At 70.7% G+C, this 18,300-nt stretch carries 19 protein-coding genes; 6 read left to right on the top strand and 13 right to left on the bottom strand.

The window, feature by feature from the left end; translation table 11 throughout:
• Positions 1–2: 2 nt before the first annotated feature.
• Positions 3–125, bottom strand: a complete 123-nt coding sequence (locus WMF14_RS46480) for a hypothetical protein (protein ID WP_272096326.1) — start codon at positions 123–125, stop codon at positions 3–5.
• A 120-nt stretch (positions 126–245) separates the two neighbouring features.
• On the opposite strand from WMF14_RS46480, the gene queD reads away from it, so the two are divergent.
• On the top strand, positions 246–608 hold the full coding sequence (gene queD / locus WMF14_RS46475; protein ID WP_272096325.1) for a 6-carboxytetrahydropterin synthase QueD: 363 nt from the start codon (positions 246–248) through the stop codon (positions 606–608).
• 4 nt (positions 609–612) lie between these two features.
• Complete coding sequence (locus WMF14_RS46470; protein WP_272096324.1) at positions 613–897, top strand: (2Fe-2S)-binding protein; 285 nt, start codon at positions 613–615, stop codon at positions 895–897.
• Between the two features lie 52 nt (positions 898–949).
• On the opposite strand, the gene WMF14_RS46465 is transcribed toward WMF14_RS46470, so the two are convergent.
• Positions 950–1,777 (bottom strand): class I SAM-dependent methyltransferase, encoded by an 828-nt coding sequence (locus WMF14_RS46465; RefSeq protein ID WP_437326276.1) that lies wholly within the window; start codon positions 1,775–1,777, stop codon positions 950–952.
• Positions 1,777–2,454, bottom strand: coding sequence for a HEAT repeat domain-containing protein (locus tag WMF14_RS46460; protein ID WP_272096322.1), 678 nt, complete (start codon positions 2,452–2,454; stop codon positions 1,777–1,779). Before WMF14_RS46460 ends, WMF14_RS46465 begins: the two co-directional genes overlap by 1 nt.
• A 207-nt stretch (positions 2,455–2,661) precedes the next feature.
• Between WMF14_RS46460 and WMF14_RS46455 the strand changes: the two genes are divergently transcribed.
• Entirely contained in the window at positions 2,662–3,594 is a 933-nt protein-coding gene (locus tag WMF14_RS46455) for a hypothetical protein (RefSeq protein WP_437797129.1), read from the top strand.
• On the opposite strand, the gene WMF14_RS46450 is transcribed toward WMF14_RS46455, so the two are convergent.
• On the bottom strand, positions 3,576–4,268 hold the full coding sequence (locus tag WMF14_RS46450; RefSeq protein WP_437797127.1) for a response regulator transcription factor: 693 nt from the start codon (positions 4,266–4,268) through the stop codon (positions 3,576–3,578). The genes WMF14_RS46455 and WMF14_RS46450 overlap by 19 nt on opposite strands.
• Positions 4,269–4,445: 177 nt before the next feature.
• Positions 4,446–6,815, bottom strand: coding sequence for a hypothetical protein (locus WMF14_RS46445; protein WP_437797125.1), 2,370 nt, complete (start codon positions 6,813–6,815; stop codon positions 4,446–4,448).
• Between the two features lie 614 nt (positions 6,816–7,429).
• Between WMF14_RS46445 and mgtE the strand changes: the two genes are divergently transcribed.
• Positions 7,430–8,815, top strand: coding sequence for a magnesium transporter (gene mgtE / locus WMF14_RS46440; RefSeq protein WP_272096317.1), 1,386 nt, complete (start codon positions 7,430–7,432; stop codon positions 8,813–8,815).
• Between the two features lie 243 nt (positions 8,816–9,058).
• Positions 9,059–9,679 carry a single-stranded DNA-binding protein gene (locus tag WMF14_RS46435; RefSeq protein WP_437797123.1) on the top strand — a complete coding sequence of 207 codons (621 nt, stop codon included), beginning with the start codon at positions 9,059–9,061 and terminating at the stop codon, positions 9,677–9,679.
• Positions 9,680–9,938: 259 nt separating this feature from the next.
• Here the strand turns inward: WMF14_RS46435 and WMF14_RS46430 are convergent, their stop codons facing one another.
• From WMF14_RS46430 to WMF14_RS46415, 4 genes are all read right to left on the bottom strand, one after another.
• Entirely contained in the window at positions 9,939–10,601 is a 663-nt protein-coding gene (locus tag WMF14_RS46430; protein WP_437797121.1) for a hypothetical protein, read from the bottom strand.
• Entirely contained in the window at positions 10,582–10,947 is a 366-nt protein-coding gene (locus WMF14_RS46425) for a MerR family transcriptional regulator (RefSeq protein ID WP_272097930.1), read from the bottom strand. The genes WMF14_RS46430 and WMF14_RS46425 overlap by 20 nt, the downstream gene beginning before the upstream one ends.
• 11 nt (positions 10,948–10,958) lie before the next feature.
• The gene (locus tag WMF14_RS46420; protein ID WP_272096313.1) at positions 10,959–11,264 is read right to left on the bottom strand and encodes an integration host factor subunit alpha; all 306 of its coding nucleotides are present in this window, start codon (positions 11,262–11,264) and stop codon (positions 10,959–10,961) included.
• Positions 11,265–11,583: 319 nt separating this feature from the next.
• Entirely contained in the window at positions 11,584–13,149 is a 1,566-nt protein-coding gene (locus WMF14_RS46415) for a glycosyltransferase family 2 protein (protein WP_437797119.1), read from the bottom strand.
• 503 nt (positions 13,150–13,652) lie between these two features.
• On the opposite strand from WMF14_RS46415, the gene WMF14_RS46410 reads away from it, so the two are divergent.
• Entirely contained in the window at positions 13,653–14,693 is a 1,041-nt protein-coding gene (locus WMF14_RS46410; protein WP_437797117.1) for a hypothetical protein, read from the top strand.
• An 82-nt stretch (positions 14,694–14,775) separates the two neighbouring features.
• On the opposite strand, the gene WMF14_RS46405 is transcribed toward WMF14_RS46410, so the two are convergent.
• The 4 genes from WMF14_RS46405 to WMF14_RS46390 form a co-directional block, all read right to left on the bottom strand.
• Complete coding sequence (locus WMF14_RS46405) at positions 14,776–15,150, bottom strand: response regulator (protein WP_272096310.1); 375 nt, start codon at positions 15,148–15,150, stop codon at positions 14,776–14,778.
• 282 nt (positions 15,151–15,432) lie between these two features.
• Positions 15,433–16,191, bottom strand: a complete 759-nt coding sequence (locus tag WMF14_RS46400; protein WP_272096309.1) for an ABC transporter ATP-binding protein — start codon at positions 16,189–16,191, stop codon at positions 15,433–15,435.
• Positions 16,188–16,988, bottom strand: coding sequence for an ABC transporter ATP-binding protein (locus tag WMF14_RS46395; protein ID WP_272096308.1), 801 nt, complete (start codon positions 16,986–16,988; stop codon positions 16,188–16,190). Before WMF14_RS46395 ends, WMF14_RS46400 begins: the two co-directional genes overlap by 4 nt.
• Positions 16,985–18,235, bottom strand: coding sequence for a branched-chain amino acid ABC transporter permease (locus tag WMF14_RS46390; protein ID WP_437797114.1), 1,251 nt, complete (start codon positions 18,233–18,235; stop codon positions 16,985–16,987). The genes WMF14_RS46395 and WMF14_RS46390 overlap by 4 nt, the downstream gene beginning before the upstream one ends.
• Between the last annotated feature and the right edge of the window lie 65 nt (positions 18,236–18,300).

Raw genomic sequence — 18,300 nt, 5'->3', positions numbered from 1 at the left:
GCTCAGCTGCCGGATCGCGCGGCGGCAGCCGGCTCGGCCGGCGTTCCCTGGGCGCTCTGCAGCTCCTTCTTGGCGCGCCAGTTCGCCAGGCGCTTCGTGTCGCGACGCTTCTTCTTGGCTCTCACTGCGGGCTTCTGCGGCATGGCCGGGGGTATAGTCGCTCGAGCGCCTCGAGGGAACCCCGTACCTCGCGAGGCCGCGGGACGTTGACGCCCCACGGCGGCCGCCCCATGACCGCTGCTCCGATGAACGTCCGTCTCGTACACGAGTTCCGCTTCGAGGCCGCCCACCGCCTTCCCAGGGTTCCGCAGGGGCACAAGTGCGCGCGCCTCCACGGTCACAGCTTCAAGGTCGAGGTCGCGATCCGCGGCCCGGTGAACGAGGAGACGGGGTGGTTCATCGATTACAGCCACCTCTACGAGGCCTGGGCTCCCCTCCACGACCTGCTCGATCACCACTACCTGAACGAGGTCCCCGGGCTGGAGAACCCGACGAGCGAGGTGCTCGCCCGGTGGATCTGGAGCCGCCTCGCGCCGTCGCTGCCGTCCTTGAACCGGGTCACCATCTTCGAGACCTGCGACGCCCGCTGCGAGTACGAGGGCGACTAGGTCGATGAAGACGCTCGTCTGCCGCTGCGAGGACGTCACGCTGCACGAGCTCGAGGCCGCGATGGATCGTGGCTACAAGGACATCGAGTCCGTCAAGCGCTACACGGGCTTCGGCACCGGCTGGTGCCAGGGCAAGTGGTGCCTCGCGCTCTGCGCGCGGCTCATCGAGGAGCGCGGGGGCGACGCCCGGAAGCCGATCACCCCGCGGCCGCCGTACCACCCGGTCTCGCTCGCGGCGCTCGCCGGGCTCGACGAGCTCGGCCTCCGCGGCGGCGGGCGCGAGCGCTAGCGCAGGCCGCGCTCCGCGCGACCAGCGCCCTCGCTCGATCGTCAGGCGATCGTCAGCCCAGCGGGCGTCGAGCGCTCGCGCACCCGACGTTCACGGTCAGCTCGAAGACCCCTTCGGACCAGTACTTCGAGACCGCGTGGTGCAGGTACTTGAGCATCGAGTCGATGATCTGCGGCTCGACGTCGAGCATCGCCGTCGACTCGGGGATCACCATCAACCTCGAGATGGGATCCTCGAGGAACTCACGCCCGCTCTCGAACGACACGGCGATGAGCTGGACGTCGACCTCGACCTCGTCGAGCCCCGCGCCCTCGATCTCCTCGGCGATGGTCTCGATCGTGGGGCGGCTGACGGCGGCGGCGTCCACCGCGGCGCCGAGCTCCGAGAGGTCTTGCTTGAGCGCGCACTCCCGAGCGATGTCGGCGATCTCCGGGAACGAGCCGCGCAACGGCAGCGCGATGAGCGCCTGGCCGCCGGGGACCAGGACCCGGCGCAGCTCGGCGAGGAGCTGCGCCCGCTCGTCCGGACGGCAGACCGGGTGCAGCGTGAACGCGTGGGAGAAGCTCGCGTCGGGCAGCGGCGTCGGCAGGGCGTCGGCGAGCATGTAGCTCGCGTTCATCCCGGAGAACAGCGCGGCCTTGTCGCGCGCGAGCTCGAGCGCGGCGGCGGAGCCGTCGACGCCCACGAGGGTCGCGCCGGGCAGCTTGTCCGCCACGATCGCGTCGGGGAAGCCGCTCCTGCAGCCGAGGTGGACGATGCGCGCCGCCTCGGAGGGCAGCAGCATCTCCACCGCCAGCGAGGCGAAGAACGAGAGGTAGCGCGGGACGACCGCGTGCTCGAACAACACGGCGTCCGCCGCGCTCAGCGGCGGGCCGATCATCAGGCGACCCCGTCCTCCTCGTCGTCGTAGGGCGCGAGGAGGCTGAGCGCCTCTTCGGCGAGCTCGCCGATCGTGACCTCCGACGTCGCGTCGTCGCCGCCGTCGTCCGCGAGCTCGACCGTGCGCTTGTCGTCGAGCAGCGGCTGGATGAGCGGCGCATGCGCCGGGTCACCGATCTCGACGAGCGTCTCGATCGCCGCCGCGACCGCGTCCGGATCCTTGTGGCTCAGGAACTGGCTGAGCAGCTTCGGCACGCCCGGCTCCGGCACCTCGGCGATGAGGTACGGCAGCTCCGGGAGCGCCGACGAGCCCACCGGCAGCCGCTTCAGCGCGCGCTCGATCGCCTGCGCGACCTCCTTGAACCGATCGTAGGCCAGCGTTTCGATCTCCTCGCCCGCCGCCTGCCGCGCCTCGGGGTGCTCCGACGCGAGCACATCGATGAGCGCGTCGAGCGCGCGCGGACCCTCGTGCTCGCCGAGCAGCGACGCGATACGCACCAGCCGGAGCGCCGCCTCGTCCTCGTCGTTCTCGCGCGTCGCGGCCGCGATGGCGTCCGTGAGGACATCCAGCAGCCCATCGCCGGGCGTGGCCGTCAGGTCTTCGTGGAGCCGGCGAGCCGTGCGCTCCGCGTCGAACAGCTTGTTCAGGGTCGTCTCGATGGCTTGACGATTTTGCACGAAGAGGAGCTATCAACAGCGCGTCGCCTCCGCAAGCCGGCAGGCAACAAGGGCCTGTTCCTCGCGAATTCCCGTCCACGGCGGGCGCGGCCGCGCGTGCCCGGCGCCGCCCACGCCGGGGCCGCCGCGCGCAGGCCGGGCGGGACGAGCGCGCCGCCGCTGCATCGAGCTCGCCCGCCGCGCGCGATGCGGTAGACCGTTCGTGGCATGCGTGTGTCCGGCTCATTGCAAGCCCGCCCGACGAGGGCAGCGGTCTCCCCTTCCCCGCTCGTGCGCGGCGCCGCGGCGTCGGCGCTCGTCCTTGCGCTCGGCGGCATCGACGATCCCGAGCCGCCGCTGCCCGCGGTCGTCCCTCCGGCGGCCGCAGCGCGCGGCGCCGCGGGCGCGGCGGCGCTCTGCGGCCCGCGCACCGTGCCGGAGGGCGCCGCCTGCGTCCCGCTGCCTGCTCCGGGCGCGCCGCTCCCCGAAGGCGGCGCGGCGGCGCTCTCTGACCCTGCCAGCGCGCGTCCCGCTGGAGCGGGCACGCGCAGCCAGGCCCACGAGCACATCCCCCGCCGCCCGGAACGTCCGGCGAGCGCCGCCGCGTACACGTTCCCGATCGGCGCGCCGGACGGGCCGCCGGGGTTCCTCCTTGTCGAGGACGCTCCGGCCGGGGCGGGAACGCTGCCTGCAGCGGGCTTCGTCGCCGCGATCGGCGCCGCGCGGCCCGAGCCGCCGTCGTGGCTCGGCGGGATCGACATCGCCGCGACGCGCGGCGAGCGGGTGGCAGCGCTCAGGCTGGAGGGCCAGGAGGGGAAGGCCGAGGTCATCTTCGTCGGCGCGCTGTCCGGCATCACGGTGGCCACGGCGCACGACGTGCGCGACGGGGATCGCGTGCGCAGGTACGTCCTTCTCCATGGCCACCTCGATCGCCCTGGCCCTGGCGTCGTGGCGGGCGCGCGCCTCGACGCGGGCGACGTGGTCGGGTACGCCGGCGAGACGGGCAGCCCGGGCCTCGTCCGGCTGCGCCTCGAGGCGCGGCAGATCCGCGAGGGGGCGCGCATCGAAGAGCTCGATCCGAAGCGCATCACCGACGCCGCGGTGACGGTGCCTTGCGACCTCCGCAACGTCCTGCCGCTCCGTCAGGGAGCGAGCTTGTAACCGAAGCCGTAGACCGTGAGGATGTGCTCCGGCTTGTCGGGCGAGCGCTCGATCTTCTTGCGCAGCTTGACGATGAAGTTGTCGACCGTGCGGTTCGACGGCCCGGCCTCGATCCCCCAGATCTTCTGGAGGATCTCCTCGCGCGAGACCGGCTGGCCCAGGCGCTCGTGCAGCAGGCGAAGGAGCTCGACCTCGTAGAACGACAGCTGATCCGAGCGAGAGCCCCGCGAGACCGTGTGGGCGGTCATGTTGATCTGCACGTTGCCGATGGTGAACACCTCGACGGGCGCCTCGGCCGGCCGGGCGGCGCGGCGGAAGAGGGCGCGCAGGCGGGCGATGAGCTCGCCCACGCTGAACGGCTTGGTCACGTAGTCGTCCGCGCCCGCGTCGAGGCCGCGGATCTTGTCGATCTCCTGGCCGCGGGCCGTCAGCATGATGATCGGCACGAACGCGTCCCAGCGCCGCAGGTCCTCGCAGACCTTGAAGCCGTTGGTGTCGGGGAGCATGAGGTCGAGGAGGATGGCGTCCGGCTTCTCCTGCCGCGCGAGCAGCACGCCGTCCTTCCCCTTCGAGGCCGACGCCACCGAGAAGCCCTCGAACTCGAGGGCGTCCGTCAGCCCCAGCACGATGTGGGGCTCGTCCTCGATGATGAGAATCTTCTTGCGTGCCACCACGAAGGAGTCCGGTCTTAGCACAAAACCGGGCAGGTCCCCCCGAGCGCTCCGCCGGCCGGCTCGCCGGAGCCGCTCTGGAGCCGCAAAGCGCCACAAAAGCGCCGCGGGGCGCGATCTCACGATCGCACCCCGCGCGCTGGGCTCAATCAGACGCTAGCTGACGCTAGCTGACGCCGCCTACTCGCCGGAGCAGGTGATGAACAGCGTGGCCCCTTGCTGCGCTTCGCCCTTGCCCGTGAACCGGATCTTGCGCTGCTCGGTCGACGGGCAGTCGGCCACGATGGCGGGATCGCCGAGCCTGATCGACGGGTCGACGTAGCACCACCCGTGCACGTCTTCGATGTCGCTGACGTTGGTCCTGCACGCGGTGGCCCCGTCGCCCTCGAGCTGCTGGATCTCGCACACGCAGTCCCAGCCAGACGCCTTCGCGATGTCGAGCGAGAGCACCTCGTCCTTCGCCGCCGTATGAGGGCCCGTCACGTTGAGGCGCCCCGGCGTCCTCGGATCCAGGCAGTTGCACTGGCCCTGCGAGTTGCGCGCCTCGAGGATCAGGCAGGAGACCTGCTGGTTCTCGTGCGGCGTCAACGTGCGCGGCAGGCACTGGCCGCCGAGCACCGTCTTCAGGCGGTCGATGATGGCGCCGATCGCCGGCCGGTAGCCGTAGTCGGGCGCGTCGTCGTTGGCGAGCTGGCGCGGGCACACCGAGCCGACGATGCCCTGGGGGCCGAGCTCCCGGATGAGCTGCAGCTCGCGGAGGCCCGGGTAGGCCTTCGCCTTGATCTGCGTCGTCGACCTGGGCGCCGGATCCTCCTGATCGTTCCCCGCTTCGGGCCTGCACAGCGGGTTGTCGGTCGCCTGACCGCCCACCGCTCTGCAGTCGCAGCTCTGAGCCTGCCCGTCGCAGGTCTTCACCGCGTCCTGGGGGAGATCGAAGATGCAAGCGTACTGGAGGTCCCCCGTGCTCCCCTCCGGGATCGTGTACTCGCGGCCGTTGATGGTGTTCCAGCCCGCCTCCTGCGGCCCGACGATCGTGTCGTTGGTGATCGGGTTCGTGCCCGAGCGAGGCTTCATCGACTCGACCATGAAGGGATCCTTCGGCGCCTGGTACTTCGCGGGATCGCCGAGGATGAGCTCCCAGGCGCTGGCGGCGCCGCCCACCGGAGCGCTGAGCTCGTCGGAGTTCTTGAACCCACCGACCGGCTCGCCGTCCTGGTTGAGGCCGTTCAGCAGGTCGGGCTGGCCTTGCGCGTCCTGACGCGCGATGTCCTGCCACGGCACGCCGACGATACCGGCGAAGAAGACGAGCCCGGGATCGCGGACGTTGGAGTCGAGGTCGTCCGGGTTCGGATCGCTGAAGATCGGGTTCGGGACCAGCTCGCCCTTGCGGTTCGGGATCTGCGCCTCGGTGAAGGCGCGCCGGTAGCGGTCGATCGGATAGAGGAAGTCGAAGCCGAACCGGCGCTTCTGATCCCAGCAGCGAGAGTTGACCGGATCCTCCGCGGGGGTCAGCCTGGCGGCGTTGCCGTCCGGGCCCGTGCACGCGTCGTCCTTGGGGCAGCCTTCCTGTCTCTGGCTGCACGACCTGCAGCACTTGTTGCCCGGATCGGTGGCGCACTCGGCGCGCGGCCGCCACAGGCGGAAGCCCGGCCCGGTCTCTGCCACGAGGTAGTTCTTGCCCTCCTCGCGGATCGAGCAGTCGTTCTCGTCGGTGAGCATGATGATCGCGAGGAGGGAGCTCGGCCGCATGAAGTCGGCGCGCTGCTTCTTGACGACGGCATCCTCGCCGGTGACGACGATGTTCTCGTCCGCGTCGATGCCGATCGTCTCGTAGGGCTCCGGGTCGACGAGGAAGCGGTACACGCTCTCGAGCTGCGCCTCGAAGCCGCAGCCGGTCTGCCCCGTGCCCTTGACCATATCCGTGAGCTGCTTGACCAGCGACGTGTCGTTGAGGTCGGCGTTCGTATCATTAGGGCCGATGTCCGCCTCGCCGTCGTTCGGATCCGGCTGATCCGGCTCGCCGTCGAGCTTCTGATCCGGGTCCCAGGCCAGGAAGCCCAGGTTGAGGTAGGTCGGGATGTCGTTGGTCGTGGAGGTCTCGCTCCGGCGCGCGAGGAGGTGCGCCATGTCCACGTTCGATGCGCTCGTCGTCCCCTGGCAGGCGCCCGACCCGTGGCCGCCGAGGCTCGAGCTGATGATGCCGATGTGGATGTCCTTGACCGGCTCGAACTCACGCTTGTAGTCCTGCGGACAGGGCGTGTTGGGCGAGGCGACCGTTGTCGCCATCGTGCCGTCCTTGTGGATGCAGCGCGGGTTGACGAGACCCTGGACGAGGTCGGGGATCGCGGTCGCGAGGATGGCCTGCTTGTCGGCCATCGAGCCCGAGTTGTCGATCGCCAGGAGGAGATCGATCTTGTCGACCGAGCTCTGCGTCAGCCGCTCGACGATCGTCGACGTCGACCGGGGCTTGTTCTCGGCGATGGGGCGGCTCAGACATCCGAAGGCGCTGCCTGTGCCCGCGATCAGCAGGCCCGCCATGGCGAACCTCACCGCGCCCCTCCACGGGCGCCTGCTCTCACGCTCTATCCGCGTCATATTCGACTTTCCTTTCGACCACCGATCCAGTTGCGCGGCGGTCAAGCCACCGAAAAGGCCCGCCGTCCACGGGCCCATGACCGACTTCCGCAGGCGATCCACGGCTCGACGGGAGCCCGATGCTAGGGACCCGACCGGAAGGCTGTCAATTCGACCCGGCCGGCCCCGCTCGACCCCGCGAAGGGGTGCCATAGCAAACGAGATGCCGCCGCCGCAGCGCCGTACCCTCCATGCCCCGCGGGCCGCCGCGACGTCAACCGGATTGCGCGACAGCCAACGCAGTAGGCGACCCGCTCCTCAACCTGGGTCGACCTGGCTCCCGACCTGGTCCCCGACCCGGGTCGGCCAATAGAGAAAGTTCACTTATCACTGTAGTGCAAATCACCCGTTCACGGTCCCGGGAGACCGGCCTCCATCGCTCGCGACCGGCGGTCGCGGGAGGCTCAACCTCGGTCGGCCGCGGCGCCGCAACCCAACCTCGGTCGATGCGGGGGTGGGTTGCTCGCGGGCCCGGCGCCGGTGGGGTTTGCCGCTTCCCAGCAGGGCCGAGTTGTGGTCAGTGCCCGGGCATGTTGCGCGTCGCCCTCGCCATGGTCCCGGAGGTACGGCAGCTGCTCACCGAGGATCCGGCGCAGCTGTCCGACCTGCTGGACGAGATCCATGACGAGGATCTCGCCGACCTCATCGGCCTGCTGGACGACGCCGAAGCGGCGAAGGTCCTGATGGCGCTCAAGGCCGAGGAGGCCGCGCCGATCTTCGAGCGCCTCGACGGCGAGACCCAGGAAGCGCTCGTCGAGCAGATGGGCATCGAGAGCATCGCGCCGATCGTCTCCGAGATGGCGGCCGACGACCGCACGGACCTCATCGAGGCCCTCCCGGACCAGGTCAGCGGCACGCTGCTCTCCACGCTGGAGAAGGTCGACCCCGAGGCCGCGGCCGAGGTCGAGGAGCTCGCCAAGTGGCCCGAGGACAGCGCCGGCGGCCTCATGACCACCGACTACGTGTCGGTGGGCATCCACCTCAAGGTCGCCGACGTGATCGAGCGCATCCGCGCCGTCGGCGAGGACGCCGAGACCATCTACTACGTGTACATCGTCTCCGATCGCGGGCACCTCATCGGCGTCGTGTCGCTGCGCGATCTGCTGCTCGCCTCGCCATCCGAGAGGCTCGCGGACGTGATGACCGAGAACGTCTTCGCCGTCAGCCCCGAGACCGATCAGGAAGAGGTCGCGCGGACCATGGCCAAGTACGATTTCAACGCGCTGCCCGTGCTCTCCGCGGATCGCAAGCTGCTGGGCGTCATCACCGTCGACGACGTGATGGACGTCCTCACGGAGGAGCAGTCCGAGGACATGCAGCGGCTCGGCGCGGTCGGCCCCATCGAGGACAGCTACTTCAAGACGAGCTTCTGGACGTTCATCCAGAAGCGGGCCCCGTGGCTCGCCGTGCTGTTCGTCGGCGAGTTCATGACCGGCGAGGTGCTCCGGCGTTTCGAGCACGACCTCGAGGCCGTCGCGACGCTCGCCTACTACGTGCCGCTGCTCATCTCCACGGGCGGCAACTCCGGCTCGCAGTCGTCGTCGCTCATCATCCGCGGCCTCGCCGTCGGCGATCTGCGCGTCGGCGACTGGGCGAGCGTCCTCGTCCGCGAGCTCGGCCAGGCGGTCGTGCTCGGCCTCATCCTCTCCGCCATCGGCATGCTCCGCGTCTGGCTCTGGGGCGACGGCACCGGCTTCGTCCTGACGATCGGCGCGACGCTGATGGCGATCGTCCTCATGGGCTGCACCGTCGGCGCCATGCTCCCCCTCCTCCTCCGGCGCATCGGCCTCGATCCGGCGACCAGCTCCACGCCGTTCATCGCGAGCCTCGTGGACGTCCTGGGGATCCTCCTCTACTTCACGATCGCCCGGCTCTTCCTGTCCGACCTCCTCGCGCAAGCCGGAGCGGGCGGGTGAGCGGAATCACGCGGCATTGCGCGGAACCGGGCGGAATTGGACGGCGATCGGACCGTGATCGAGCGGCGCTCGAGCGACGCCGCGCCGCCCGTGCCGAGGCCCACGCCGGTCCCGCCGCGCGGGCGCGCCGCGTGCTTTTCGGCGCGCCACGACCCTTGACGCGTCGGCCCCCATGGGGGAGTGAAGCAGGCGACGTTCGTTCAGCGCAGCGTGCGCTGAGCCCCTCCTAGGGAAGGAGTGACGATGGCCGAAGGCTTGAATCGCGTAATGCTGCTCGGCAACCTGGGCGCCGACCCAGAGCTCCGGTTCACCCAGGGAGGTCAGGCCGTCTTGAACCTGCGGCTCGCGACGACCGAGTCGTACCTGGACCGCGACAAGGTCCGGAAAGAACGGACGGACTGGCACAATGTCGTGATCTGGGGCAAGCGCGCCGAGGCCTTGGGCAAGATCCTCAGCAAGGGTTCCTCGATCTTCATCGAGGGCTCGCTCCGCACGTCGAGCTACGACGACCGGGATGGCAACAAGCGCTACAAGACCGAGGTGATCGCGAACAACGTCCTGCTGACGGGCGGGGCCCGCGGCCGCGGCGCTGCCGGTGATGACGCAGGCGCATTCGGCGCAGATCCCGGCGGTGGCTACAGCGGCGGTGGCGGTGGCGGTGGCGGTGGCTACAGCGGCGGCGGTGGCGGCGGCGGTTACGGTGGCGGCGGCGCCGGCGGCGGCGGAGGCCGCCCGGCGGGTGGCGGCTACAACCGCGGCGGCGGTGGTCGCCCCGCGCCGGCTGCGCAGGATCCCGGTCCTCCGCCCGACGATTTCGGCGGCGGCGGTTACGGCGGCGGCAACGACGACGACATCCCGTTCTGATCGCTCCTCCTGCCCGTTCGAGTCATCGACCCGGCGACGCCTCTCTCTTCAACATCTCGAACACCGTCAGGCCCTCGGAGAGGGTGCTCGTCGCGCGGCGCACGCAGGGCCGTTGTCTGAGCCCATTGGACGCTTTGTCTCCGGCGTGCGCAGCGCGCCGGAGACAAAGCGTCCCAGGCGAGTTCGGCCCTGCGTGCGCCGCGCGACGAGCACCCTCTCCGAGGGCCGGGCAGTTCTCCACGAGCCCCTCTTCCCCGTCCTAGGGCCGCGGTCGCGGCCGCCGCGCCAGCAGGACGGTCACCCCCGCCGCCGCGAGCACTCCGAGCGCCGCGGTCGTGGCGACGGGCTGCTCCGCGGCGAGGAAGATCATCCGCACGACCAGCCCCGGCTCAGGCGGCGCCACGAACGTGCCCTCGAACGCGGTCGCCCCGAGCAGCGCGCCGCACCGGGCGCCCGCCCCCTGCGCAGGCTCGAGGCAGGCCAGGCTGCAGAGCGCCGCGTCGTGCTCGCTCCCGGCGAAGCCGAGCACGTGCTGCCCCCGGATCACCACCGCGCGCGCACCAGCCCTCCCGGCCCCCTCGAACGCCTGCTCGAACCGCTGCGACTGCGCGTGGATCGGCCCTGCTTCCCACCGCTCGATCGCCACCCCGAGGCCCCCCCGCACGAGCCCCGAGGCCCGATCGAGCACGAGCTCCTCCAGGCCGGTCACCCATTGCCGCGACGGGGCCGTCACGCACACCGCGCGCAGCGAGAGCCCGTCCGCCTCGACGCCCCGCAGGAGCGTCACCTTCGCCCCCGGGATCGCGGAGACGTCGATCGCGGGCAGCGCCTCCTTCGGCGCGTCGCTCGCCCCGGCCGGCAACGCAAGGCGCAACCCGAGGCCCGGCGCCACGCCGTGGAGCTCAGACGCGCTCGAGCTCATCCATCAGCGCGAGCACCTCGGTCCGGATCTCGACGAGGGCCGTGCGCATCCGCTGCACCTCCTCGTGGCTCGCGCCCGCGTCCGGCGCCGGCGGCTCGATGCCGCCCTCGCGCAGCTTGCGCCGCGCGCCCGCGATCGTGAAGCGGTGCGAGTAGAGCAGCTCCTTGACCTTGAGGAGCGTCTCGACGTCGCGCCGGCTGTAGACCCGCTGCCCCTTCGCCGACTTCTGCGGGCGGATGGAGCGGAACTCCGTCTCCCAGTACCGGAGCACGTGCGGCTCGACCCCCACGATGCCGGCCACCTCGCCGATCCGGTAGTACAGCTTCGCCGGAAGCTGCGCGCGCACCGCCAAGCGGTCTACTCCTCGGCCGCCGAGGCCGTCTCACGCGGGTTGAGGACCTGCTTCAAGATCTGGCTCGCCTTGAAGTTCAGGACCCGGCGCTCCGTGATGAGGATGGGGTCGCCGGTCTGCGGGTTGCGGCCCTGCCGCTGGCGCTTGTCGCGCAGCACGAAGTTGCCGAATCCAGAGATCTTGATCTTCTCCCCGCGCCCCAGGGTTTCCTTCATGGTCTCGAACACGAGGTCCACCAGATCGGCAGATTCCTTCTTCGAGAACCCCCCAAGGCGGGAGTAGACCGCCTGAACGATTTCGGCTTTCGTCATGACACCCCCATCGCCCTTGCAGAAGGGGGGACGCGCCGCAACCCCTGAAGACCGTTCAGGAAGCCGCGTGCGGTCCCCCGACCGGCCTGGAGGGCAGAATGCCAGCCTGCGTCGGTGAGGTCTAGGGGGTTACGCAGGCTTCGCCCGATGTACACCAGGCACGCTTCGTGGAGCCCCCCGGGCAGCGCGGCGCTCGGAGCGGACCCGTGACGACACGAGCAGCGCCCCACACCTCGCACCCTCGAGCCGGCGGCCAGGGATCCGGCAGGTCCACCGGCGCGACCGCGGTCGCTGGATGGGCCCGGCGGCGACGATCCGCTCAGACGGCAAGATCGCCGAGGTGGCGTTCCTTCGTCGACTGCCGGGACCAGGCGCCCACGACGGCCGCCTCGCTCGGCCGCGCGTCGCTCCAGCCGGCGGCCGGCGCGCTCGAGGTCGCGTCGCGGCGGCGCACGATCTGCTCCTGGACGACCAGGACCGCCACGTAGAGGTAGCCGACGGCGAAGAGCACCGCGAACGGCGTGGCGAAGTAGTGCCCCGTCTCCACGGACGCGACCACCGCGCCGCACGACAGCACCGAGAGCATCGCCTCGGTGATCGGCAGGTCCGTGCGCACCTTGTACCGGCCCTTGTTGTCGCCCTGCTTCGGCGTCCGGACGAACTCGCCGGACATGCTGCGGAGCCCCTCGATCACGGCCTTCGACAGGTACGGCGCGAGCCCCGTCCCGAGCGCGATGAGCATCGGCAGGCGCCTGACCGCGCCCCAGCGCGAGCGGCCCTGCGCCGTCTCGGCCAGCATGTAGAACGCCGCGAGCGACCCCGTCGTCGCCGTGCAGAGCGGCAGATCGATGGCGACCATCGTCAGCGTGTCGGCCGCGGGGAACAGGACGAGCGCCGGCAGCAGGAGGACGCTCAGCAGCACCAGCAGCGGGTAGGCGAAGTGCGGCGTGAGGTGGAAGAACGCCTCGATCCGCTGCCCGACCGAGAGCTTCGCGCTCAGCACGGTCGCCATCAGCTTGCGCGACGTCTGCACCGTGCCCTTGGCCCAGCGGTACTGCTGCGCGCGCAGCGCCGAGATGTCCTCGGGGAGCTCCGCCGGTGAGACGACGTCCTCGCGGTAGATGAAGCGGTAGCCCGCGAGCTGCGCCCTGTACGACAGGTCGAGGTCCTCGGTCAGCGTGTCGTGCTGCCAGCCGCCGGCCTCGCGGATGGCGTCCTTGCGCCACATCCCGCCGGTGCCGGAGAAGTTGAACAGGAGGCCGGCGCCGAAGCGCGCGCGGTTCTCGACGAGGTGGTGGCCGTCGAGCATGAGCGCCTGCACCTGCGTGAGGATCGAGACGTCGCGGTTCAGGTGGCCCCACCGCGTCTGCACCATGCCGACCGTCGGGTCCTCGAAGTGGCCGACGATGGACCGGACGAAGTCCGGCTGCGGGATGAAGTCGGCGTCGAAGATCGCGACCAGCTCGCCCTTCGCGACCTTGAGCCCCGCGTCGAGCGCCCCCGCCTTGTAGCCGACGCGATCCACGCGGTGCAGGTACACCGCGTCGAGGCCCTGCGCGCGCAGCCGTTCGACGTGCGCGCGGACGAGGCCCTGCGTCTCGTCCGTCGAGTCGTCGAGCACCTGGATCTCCAGCTTGTCGCGCGGGTAGTCCATCTTCGCGACGGCATCGAGCAGCCGCGCCGCGACCGTCGACTCGTTGAAGAGCGGGAGCTGGATCGTCACCGGCGGGAGGTCGCGATCGGTCAGGGCCGCGACCTCCTGCGCGCGGGTGATCTTCGCGCGGTTCAGGCGACAGAGGACCACGAGGTGCAGCCGGTGCAGGCCGTAGGCGCTGAGACCGAGCAGCACGCCGAAGTACAGGACACAGAGCAGCAGGGAGAGCATCGCGAGCACCTACCGCCGGCGGGTTGCCGTGCAGCCGTGGGAACGGGCGAGAGCGCCGATCTCCACCCCTGCAGGCGCCGGCAGACAACGAACGCGTACCATCCGCCGGATCCGAAGTTGTCAGGCACTTGTAATTCGTTGCAACTCACTGTCGCGAGGTGCGCAAAGTTGACTTCGGCCCGAGTCGCTCCCCGAGGAAAATGACAATCGCCGACAATCCCGCTTCGCCCGGCGCGCGGCGCTGCCCGCAGGTCTGCCTCGCGAACGCACGTGCGCGAGCGGCGCGGCGACTCAGGGCGTCCCCGGACACTGGAGCTCCAAGTAAGGTGTTTTTGGTAAGGCTCCTCCGAATCCACGTTCGATGAGTAGGGTGCTCACCCGCTGGGCAGATTCACAGTACTGCGCGATTTCAAGGCCCGGGCAGGGGCCGCGCGCCGCGTCGGCAGGGGCCCGGGGTCATCTGCGCCTGGCACCAGCGGGGGCTCGGGGCTATCGGTTCCCCGATGGATCGGGCGCTACTTAATGAACTGAAGGCTCGTCAGATCGCGTTCCTCGAGGCGCGGCTCGTCTCCGAGGCCGCCGCGCGCGACTTCCGGGAGCGGCTGCCCGCCGGCTTCGCCGCGCTGCTCGCGACACCGCTGGGCGAGCTCGTGGACGCGGGGGCGATCGGGCGCGCGCTCGAGGCCCTTGCGGCGGAGGAGCCGCTCCGGCGGGCGGTCCGGCCCGCGGCCGCCGCGGCGCTCGCGGCGCTCGTCGAGGCGGCGCGCGCCGAGCGGCGGCGCGGGAAGGAGCTCCTGCCGGAGGGCGCCCGCGACAAGCTCGATCGCATCCTCGAGCAGCCGAAGATCGTGCCGGAGCGGCTCGTGCGCGAGGTGCTGGAGAGCGCGGCGCTCGACGCGGTGATGCGCGACGTCCTCTACGACACGCTGATGGAGTTCTCCGAGAAGGTGAACCCGTTCTTCGCCGAGTGGGGCCTGCCGGCGCTCCTCAAGCGGGTCGCCCCCTTCGGCCTCGGCGGGGTCGGCAAGACGATGGGCGCGATGCGGGGCGAGTTCGAGCGGCGGCTCGAGCCGGAGATCCGCCGGTTTCTGCAGGGCTTCTCGCGCACGGCGATGCGCCAGGTGCACGACCTCCTCGTCGCCAAGGGCGACACGCCCGAGTTCGTCGGCCTGCGCAAGCAGGTCGCCACGTGGGTGCTGGAGCAGGAGATCTGCGCGCTCGTCGGTCAGCTCGACGCGAAGAGCTCGGCGATCGCCGAGGAGCTCGGCGCCGACATCGCCGCGCAGCTGCTCCGGGATCGGCCCGTCCGGGCGCGGACCAGCGAGGCGATCGCGGCGTTCGTGGCGGCGCACGCGGGTGAGCCGCTCGGCGAGGCGCTGGGGCGCCTCGGGATCGCGCCCGAGCTCGACGTCGGCGCGCTCGCGGATGCGCTCTGGCCCGTCGTGAGGAGCATGTGCGCGACCGGGCCGGTGCGGGCCTGGCTCGCGTCCGTGGTCGAGGAGTTCTTCGACGGGCTGCCGGACGGGATCGAGCCGTCCGCCTGAGGCGAGCCGTTGCGATGGGCGCCTGCCGCGGGTGGGACCAGGCCCGCGGCGAGCGCGGGCCCCGGCCCGCGACTGGCCGCGCTCAGCCCATGGCCGAGGCGTCGGCCACCGCAGACTCGATGTACGCGAGGCCGCGCGACGGGCACGCGGGCACCGTGGGCGCAAACGCCTCCATGTCCAGGATCAGCTCGGGGCCGGCCGCGGGCGTGAGCACCACGACGGGCACGCGCGGCGACATGCGGCGGAGCTGCTCCATCTCGCTGTGGAGCTCCGCCTCCTCCCGCGGCACGAGCACCATCACATGAGGACGCCAGCGGGCAAGCACGTCACGCGCATGGCCGAGCCCGCAGCACGTCTCCACCGTGTAGTCCCGGGATGAGAGGAAGTGGACGAGCGGCTGGGAGTTGCTGGCGTCGTCATCGATCACCAGAACGCGGGTCGTGCTCTCAATCTCCATGGGTATCCCCCGTCAGCGGCCGGCGCTGACCGCCGCTGTGAAAACCAGGTCTTCATGGCCTGGCTCACAGTGACCATACTCCATATTCGGCAAAGAGCGATATCAATCGCGCCTCAGCGCATCACGCGATGCGTTGATACGCGCTTGAAACACCAGCGCTTTCCGCCTGTCTCTTTTGCGATCCGCTGCGATCCGCTGCGACCCGCTGCGATCCGCGATGATCTGCGACCCGTCCGGGGGATTCGCGGCGCGCCGACACGCGTCGACGTGGGAGCGGCGGGATCAGCCGCCGAGGTAGGCCGCGCGGATCTCTTCGTTCGCCGCGAGGTCCTTCGACTCGCCGCTCATGGCGATCTGCCCAGTACGGAGCACGTAGGCGCGCATCGAGTACTTGAGCGCCAGTCGGGTATTCTGCTCGACGAGGAGTACGGTAGTTCCCGACGCCGCGATCTTGGCGATCGACTCGAAGATGTCTGCGACGAGCCGCGGCGCGATGCCGAGCGACGGCTCGTCGAGGAGCAGCATGGCGGGGCGCGCCATCATGGCGCGGCCGATCGCGAGCATCTGCTGCTCGCCGCCGGAGAGCGTGCCGCCGTGCTGGTGCATGCGCTCGCCCAGCCGGGGGAAGAGCTTCACCACGTCGTCGACGGTCTCCGCCATGGTGGGGCCGTGCTTGTGGCACCACGCGCCGAGCTCGAGGTTCTCGCGGACGCTGAGGTTCGAGAAGATCGCGCGCCCCTCCGGGACGAGCGAGACGCCGGCCGCGACGAGCTCCTCCGTCGAGACGGACGCGAGGTCCTTGCCGTCGTAGCGGACGCGGCCGGAGGCGATCGGGAGGAGGCGGACGATCGTCTTCAGCGTGGTCGTCTTGCCGGCGCCGTTCGCGCCGATCATCGCCACGATCTCGCCGCGCCGCACCTCGAGGCTGACGCCCTTGAGCGCCTTGATGCCGCCGTAGCTGACCGCGAGATCCTCGACGACGAGCAGGGGGTCGCCGGGGGCCACCGAGGGGGGCTGCCGCGTCGGATGCGATGTCTTCATGCGGGCTCCTCCGCCGCCGCGCCGGCCGCCTCGTCGTCGATCTCCTCGCCGAGGTACGCGGCGAGGACCTTCGGGTCCCTGCGCACGACCTCCGGGGTGCCGTGCGAGATGGTCTCGCCGTGATCGAGGACGTGGATCTCCTCGCACACGCCCATCACGACCTGCATGTTGTGCTCGACCAGCACGACCGTGATGTCGAAGGTGTCGCGCAGCCAGCGGATCTGCTGCTTGAGCCCCTCGGCCTCGCCGTAGTTCATGCCCGCCGCCGGCTCGTCGAGCAGGAGCAGCCTCGGCTTGAGCATCATCGCCCGGGCGATCTCGAGGCGGCGCTGGTTGCCGTACGAGAGCGACGTCGAGATCTCGTCGGCCATCTCCTCCAGCTTGAACACCGAGAGCAGCGAGAGGGCGCGCTCGGTCATCTCCTGCTCGTCCTTGTAGAAGAACGGCGAGCGCAGCAGGGCGGAGGCGAGCGTGGATCTCCGCAGGTTCTCGCAGGCGACGAGCACGTTCTCGAGCACCGTGAGCTGGCCGAAGAGGCGGATGTTCTGGAACGTGCGGGCGATGCCGAGGCGCGCGATCTGGCTCGGCCGGAGCGGCGCGAGGTCGGTCCCGCCGAAGCGGATCGCGCCCTCATCGTGCTTGTAGACGCCGGTGATCAGGTTGAACACCGTCGTCTTGCCCGCGCCGTTCGGGCCGATGAGCCCGAAGATCGAGCGCTCGGGCACGGTGAAGGAGACGCCGCCGACGGCCCGCAGGCCGCCGAACCGCTTGGTCACGTGCTTCAGATCGAGGTTCACTCGCGCTCCCTCCCGGCCTCCGCGCCTTCGCGGCCGACGGTGATGCCGGGCGGCGGCTCGTCCGGCGGCGCGCCCGGGCTGGGCAGCGCGCCCTCGTGCCCGGCGGCCACCTCCACGCCGGTCGTGGCGGGGACGGGCTCGGCAGGGCCCACCGGGAAGCGCTTCCTGCGCGACCAGCGCCGGCCGAAGAGCTCGCGCTCGCCGAACAGGCCCTCGGGGCGGAGGACCATCAGCCCGATGAGGATGCCCGCGTAGAGCACCATCCTGAGGGCGTTCAGATCGAGCGCGGGGTAGGCCGCCTTCAGCGCGAGGACGCTGTCGAGGCCCTGCAGCTGCTCGATGAGCTTCACCGTGAAGGTCACGAACACGCCGCCGAGGATCGCCCCGGAGACGCTGCCCGAGCCGCCGAGGATCACCATCGTGATGGCGTCGAACGAGTAGTTGAACGTGAACTGGTCCGGCTGGACCGTGGGGTTGCCGTCGCGCATCGAGGAGAGCAGGGCGCCGGCGATGCCGCCGCCGGCGGCGGAGATGACGAACGACGTGACCTTGTAGCGCGTCGGATCGACGCCCACCGCGGCGGAGGCGATCTCGTCCTCGCGGAGCGCGCGCAGCGCGCGGCCCCAGCCGGAGAACTTCAGCCGCCAGGCGAGGATCGTCGCGATCACGACGGCGCCGAAGATCCAGAACGGGCCGGCGTACTGCGGCACGCCGGTGTCGTCGGGCCCGGCGTAGCCGATCGGGCCGCCGAGCGCCCCGAGGAGCTTGCCGAGCGCCCCCTGGTCAGGGCCGCCGGTCGTCGCCGTCGCGATCGTCAGGCGGAAGATCTCGGCGAACCCCAGGGTCACGATGGCGAGGTAGTCGCCGCGCAGCCGGAGGCTCGGCAGGCCGACCACGAGGCCGAAGAGGGCCGCGACGAGCCCGGACGCGAGCAGCGCCGCGGGCATCACGACGAACGAGTTGCCGAAGAGCGGCTCGCCGCCGCCGAGGTGCTGGTGCAGGTTGCCGGCGACGACCGCCCCGGTGTACGCGCCGATCCCGACGAAGCCGGCGTGGCCGATCGAGAACTGGCCGGCCATGCCGTTGATGACGTTGAGCGAGAGCGCCGCGATGACGTTGACCATCGCGAACAGGGCGAGCTGCCGCCAGGCGGCGTCCGGCAACAGGGTCTCGAAGCCGAACTCGAGGGCGACGACGACGCCGAGGAGCAGGAGCGCAGTGAGGACGCGCTGCAACGGTCGAGGCATGGCCGGCCAGAGTTGGAATGGCCGAGCCGCACCGTCAAGCAGTAGCGTCAGTGGCGTCAGTGGCG

Source organism: Sorangium sp. So ce693, from assembly GCF_051521375.1.
Classification (GTDB): Bacteria; Myxococcota_A; Polyangia; order Polyangiales; family Polyangiaceae; genus Sorangium; species Sorangium atrum.
This window is presented reverse-complemented; position numbering and strand designations above follow the sequence as displayed.

What these genes read in the sequence shown, in the direction of transcription:
- queD (WP_272096325.1), top strand. Translation starts at nt 246, where the DNA reads ATGAACGTCCGTCTCGTACACGAGTTCCGCTTCGAGGCCGCCCACCGC.
- WMF14_RS46470 (WP_272096324.1), top strand. Translation starts at nt 613, where the DNA reads ATGAAGACGCTCGTCTGCCGCTGCGAGGACGTCACGCTGCACGAGCTC.
- WMF14_RS46465 (WP_437326276.1), bottom strand. Translation starts at nt 1,777, where the DNA reads ATGATCGGCCCGCCGCTGAGCGCGGCGGACGCCGTGTTGTTCGAGCAC.
- WMF14_RS46455 (WP_437797129.1), top strand. Translation starts at nt 2,662, where the DNA reads ATGCGTGTGTCCGGCTCATTGCAAGCCCGCCCGACGAGGGCAGCGGTC.
- mgtE (WP_272096317.1), top strand. Translation starts at nt 7,430, where the DNA reads ATGTTGCGCGTCGCCCTCGCCATGGTCCCGGAGGTACGGCAGCTGCTC.
- WMF14_RS46435 (WP_437797123.1), top strand. Translation starts at nt 9,059, where the DNA reads ATGGCCGAAGGCTTGAATCGCGTAATGCTGCTCGGCAACCTGGGCGCC.
- WMF14_RS46430 (WP_437797121.1), bottom strand. Translation starts at nt 10,601, where the DNA reads ATGAGCTCGAGCGCGTCTGAGCTCCACGGCGTGGCGCCGGGCCTCGGG.
- WMF14_RS46420 (WP_272096313.1), bottom strand. Translation starts at nt 11,264, where the DNA reads ATGACGAAAGCCGAAATCGTTCAGGCGGTCTACTCCCGCCTTGGGGGG.
- WMF14_RS46415 (WP_437797119.1), bottom strand. Translation starts at nt 13,149, where the DNA reads ATGCTCTCCCTGCTGCTCTGTGTCCTGTACTTCGGCGTGCTGCTCGGT.
- WMF14_RS46410 (WP_437797117.1), top strand. Translation starts at nt 13,653, where the DNA reads ATGGATCGGGCGCTACTTAATGAACTGAAGGCTCGTCAGATCGCGTTC.
- WMF14_RS46405 (WP_272096310.1), bottom strand. Translation starts at nt 15,150, where the DNA reads ATGGAGATTGAGAGCACGACCCGCGTTCTGGTGATCGATGACGACGCC.
- WMF14_RS46400 (WP_272096309.1), bottom strand. Translation starts at nt 16,191, where the DNA reads ATGAAGACATCGCATCCGACGCGGCAGCCCCCCTCGGTGGCCCCCGGC.
- WMF14_RS46390 (WP_437797114.1), bottom strand. Translation starts at nt 18,235, where the DNA reads ATGCCTCGACCGTTGCAGCGCGTCCTCACTGCGCTCCTGCTCCTCGGC.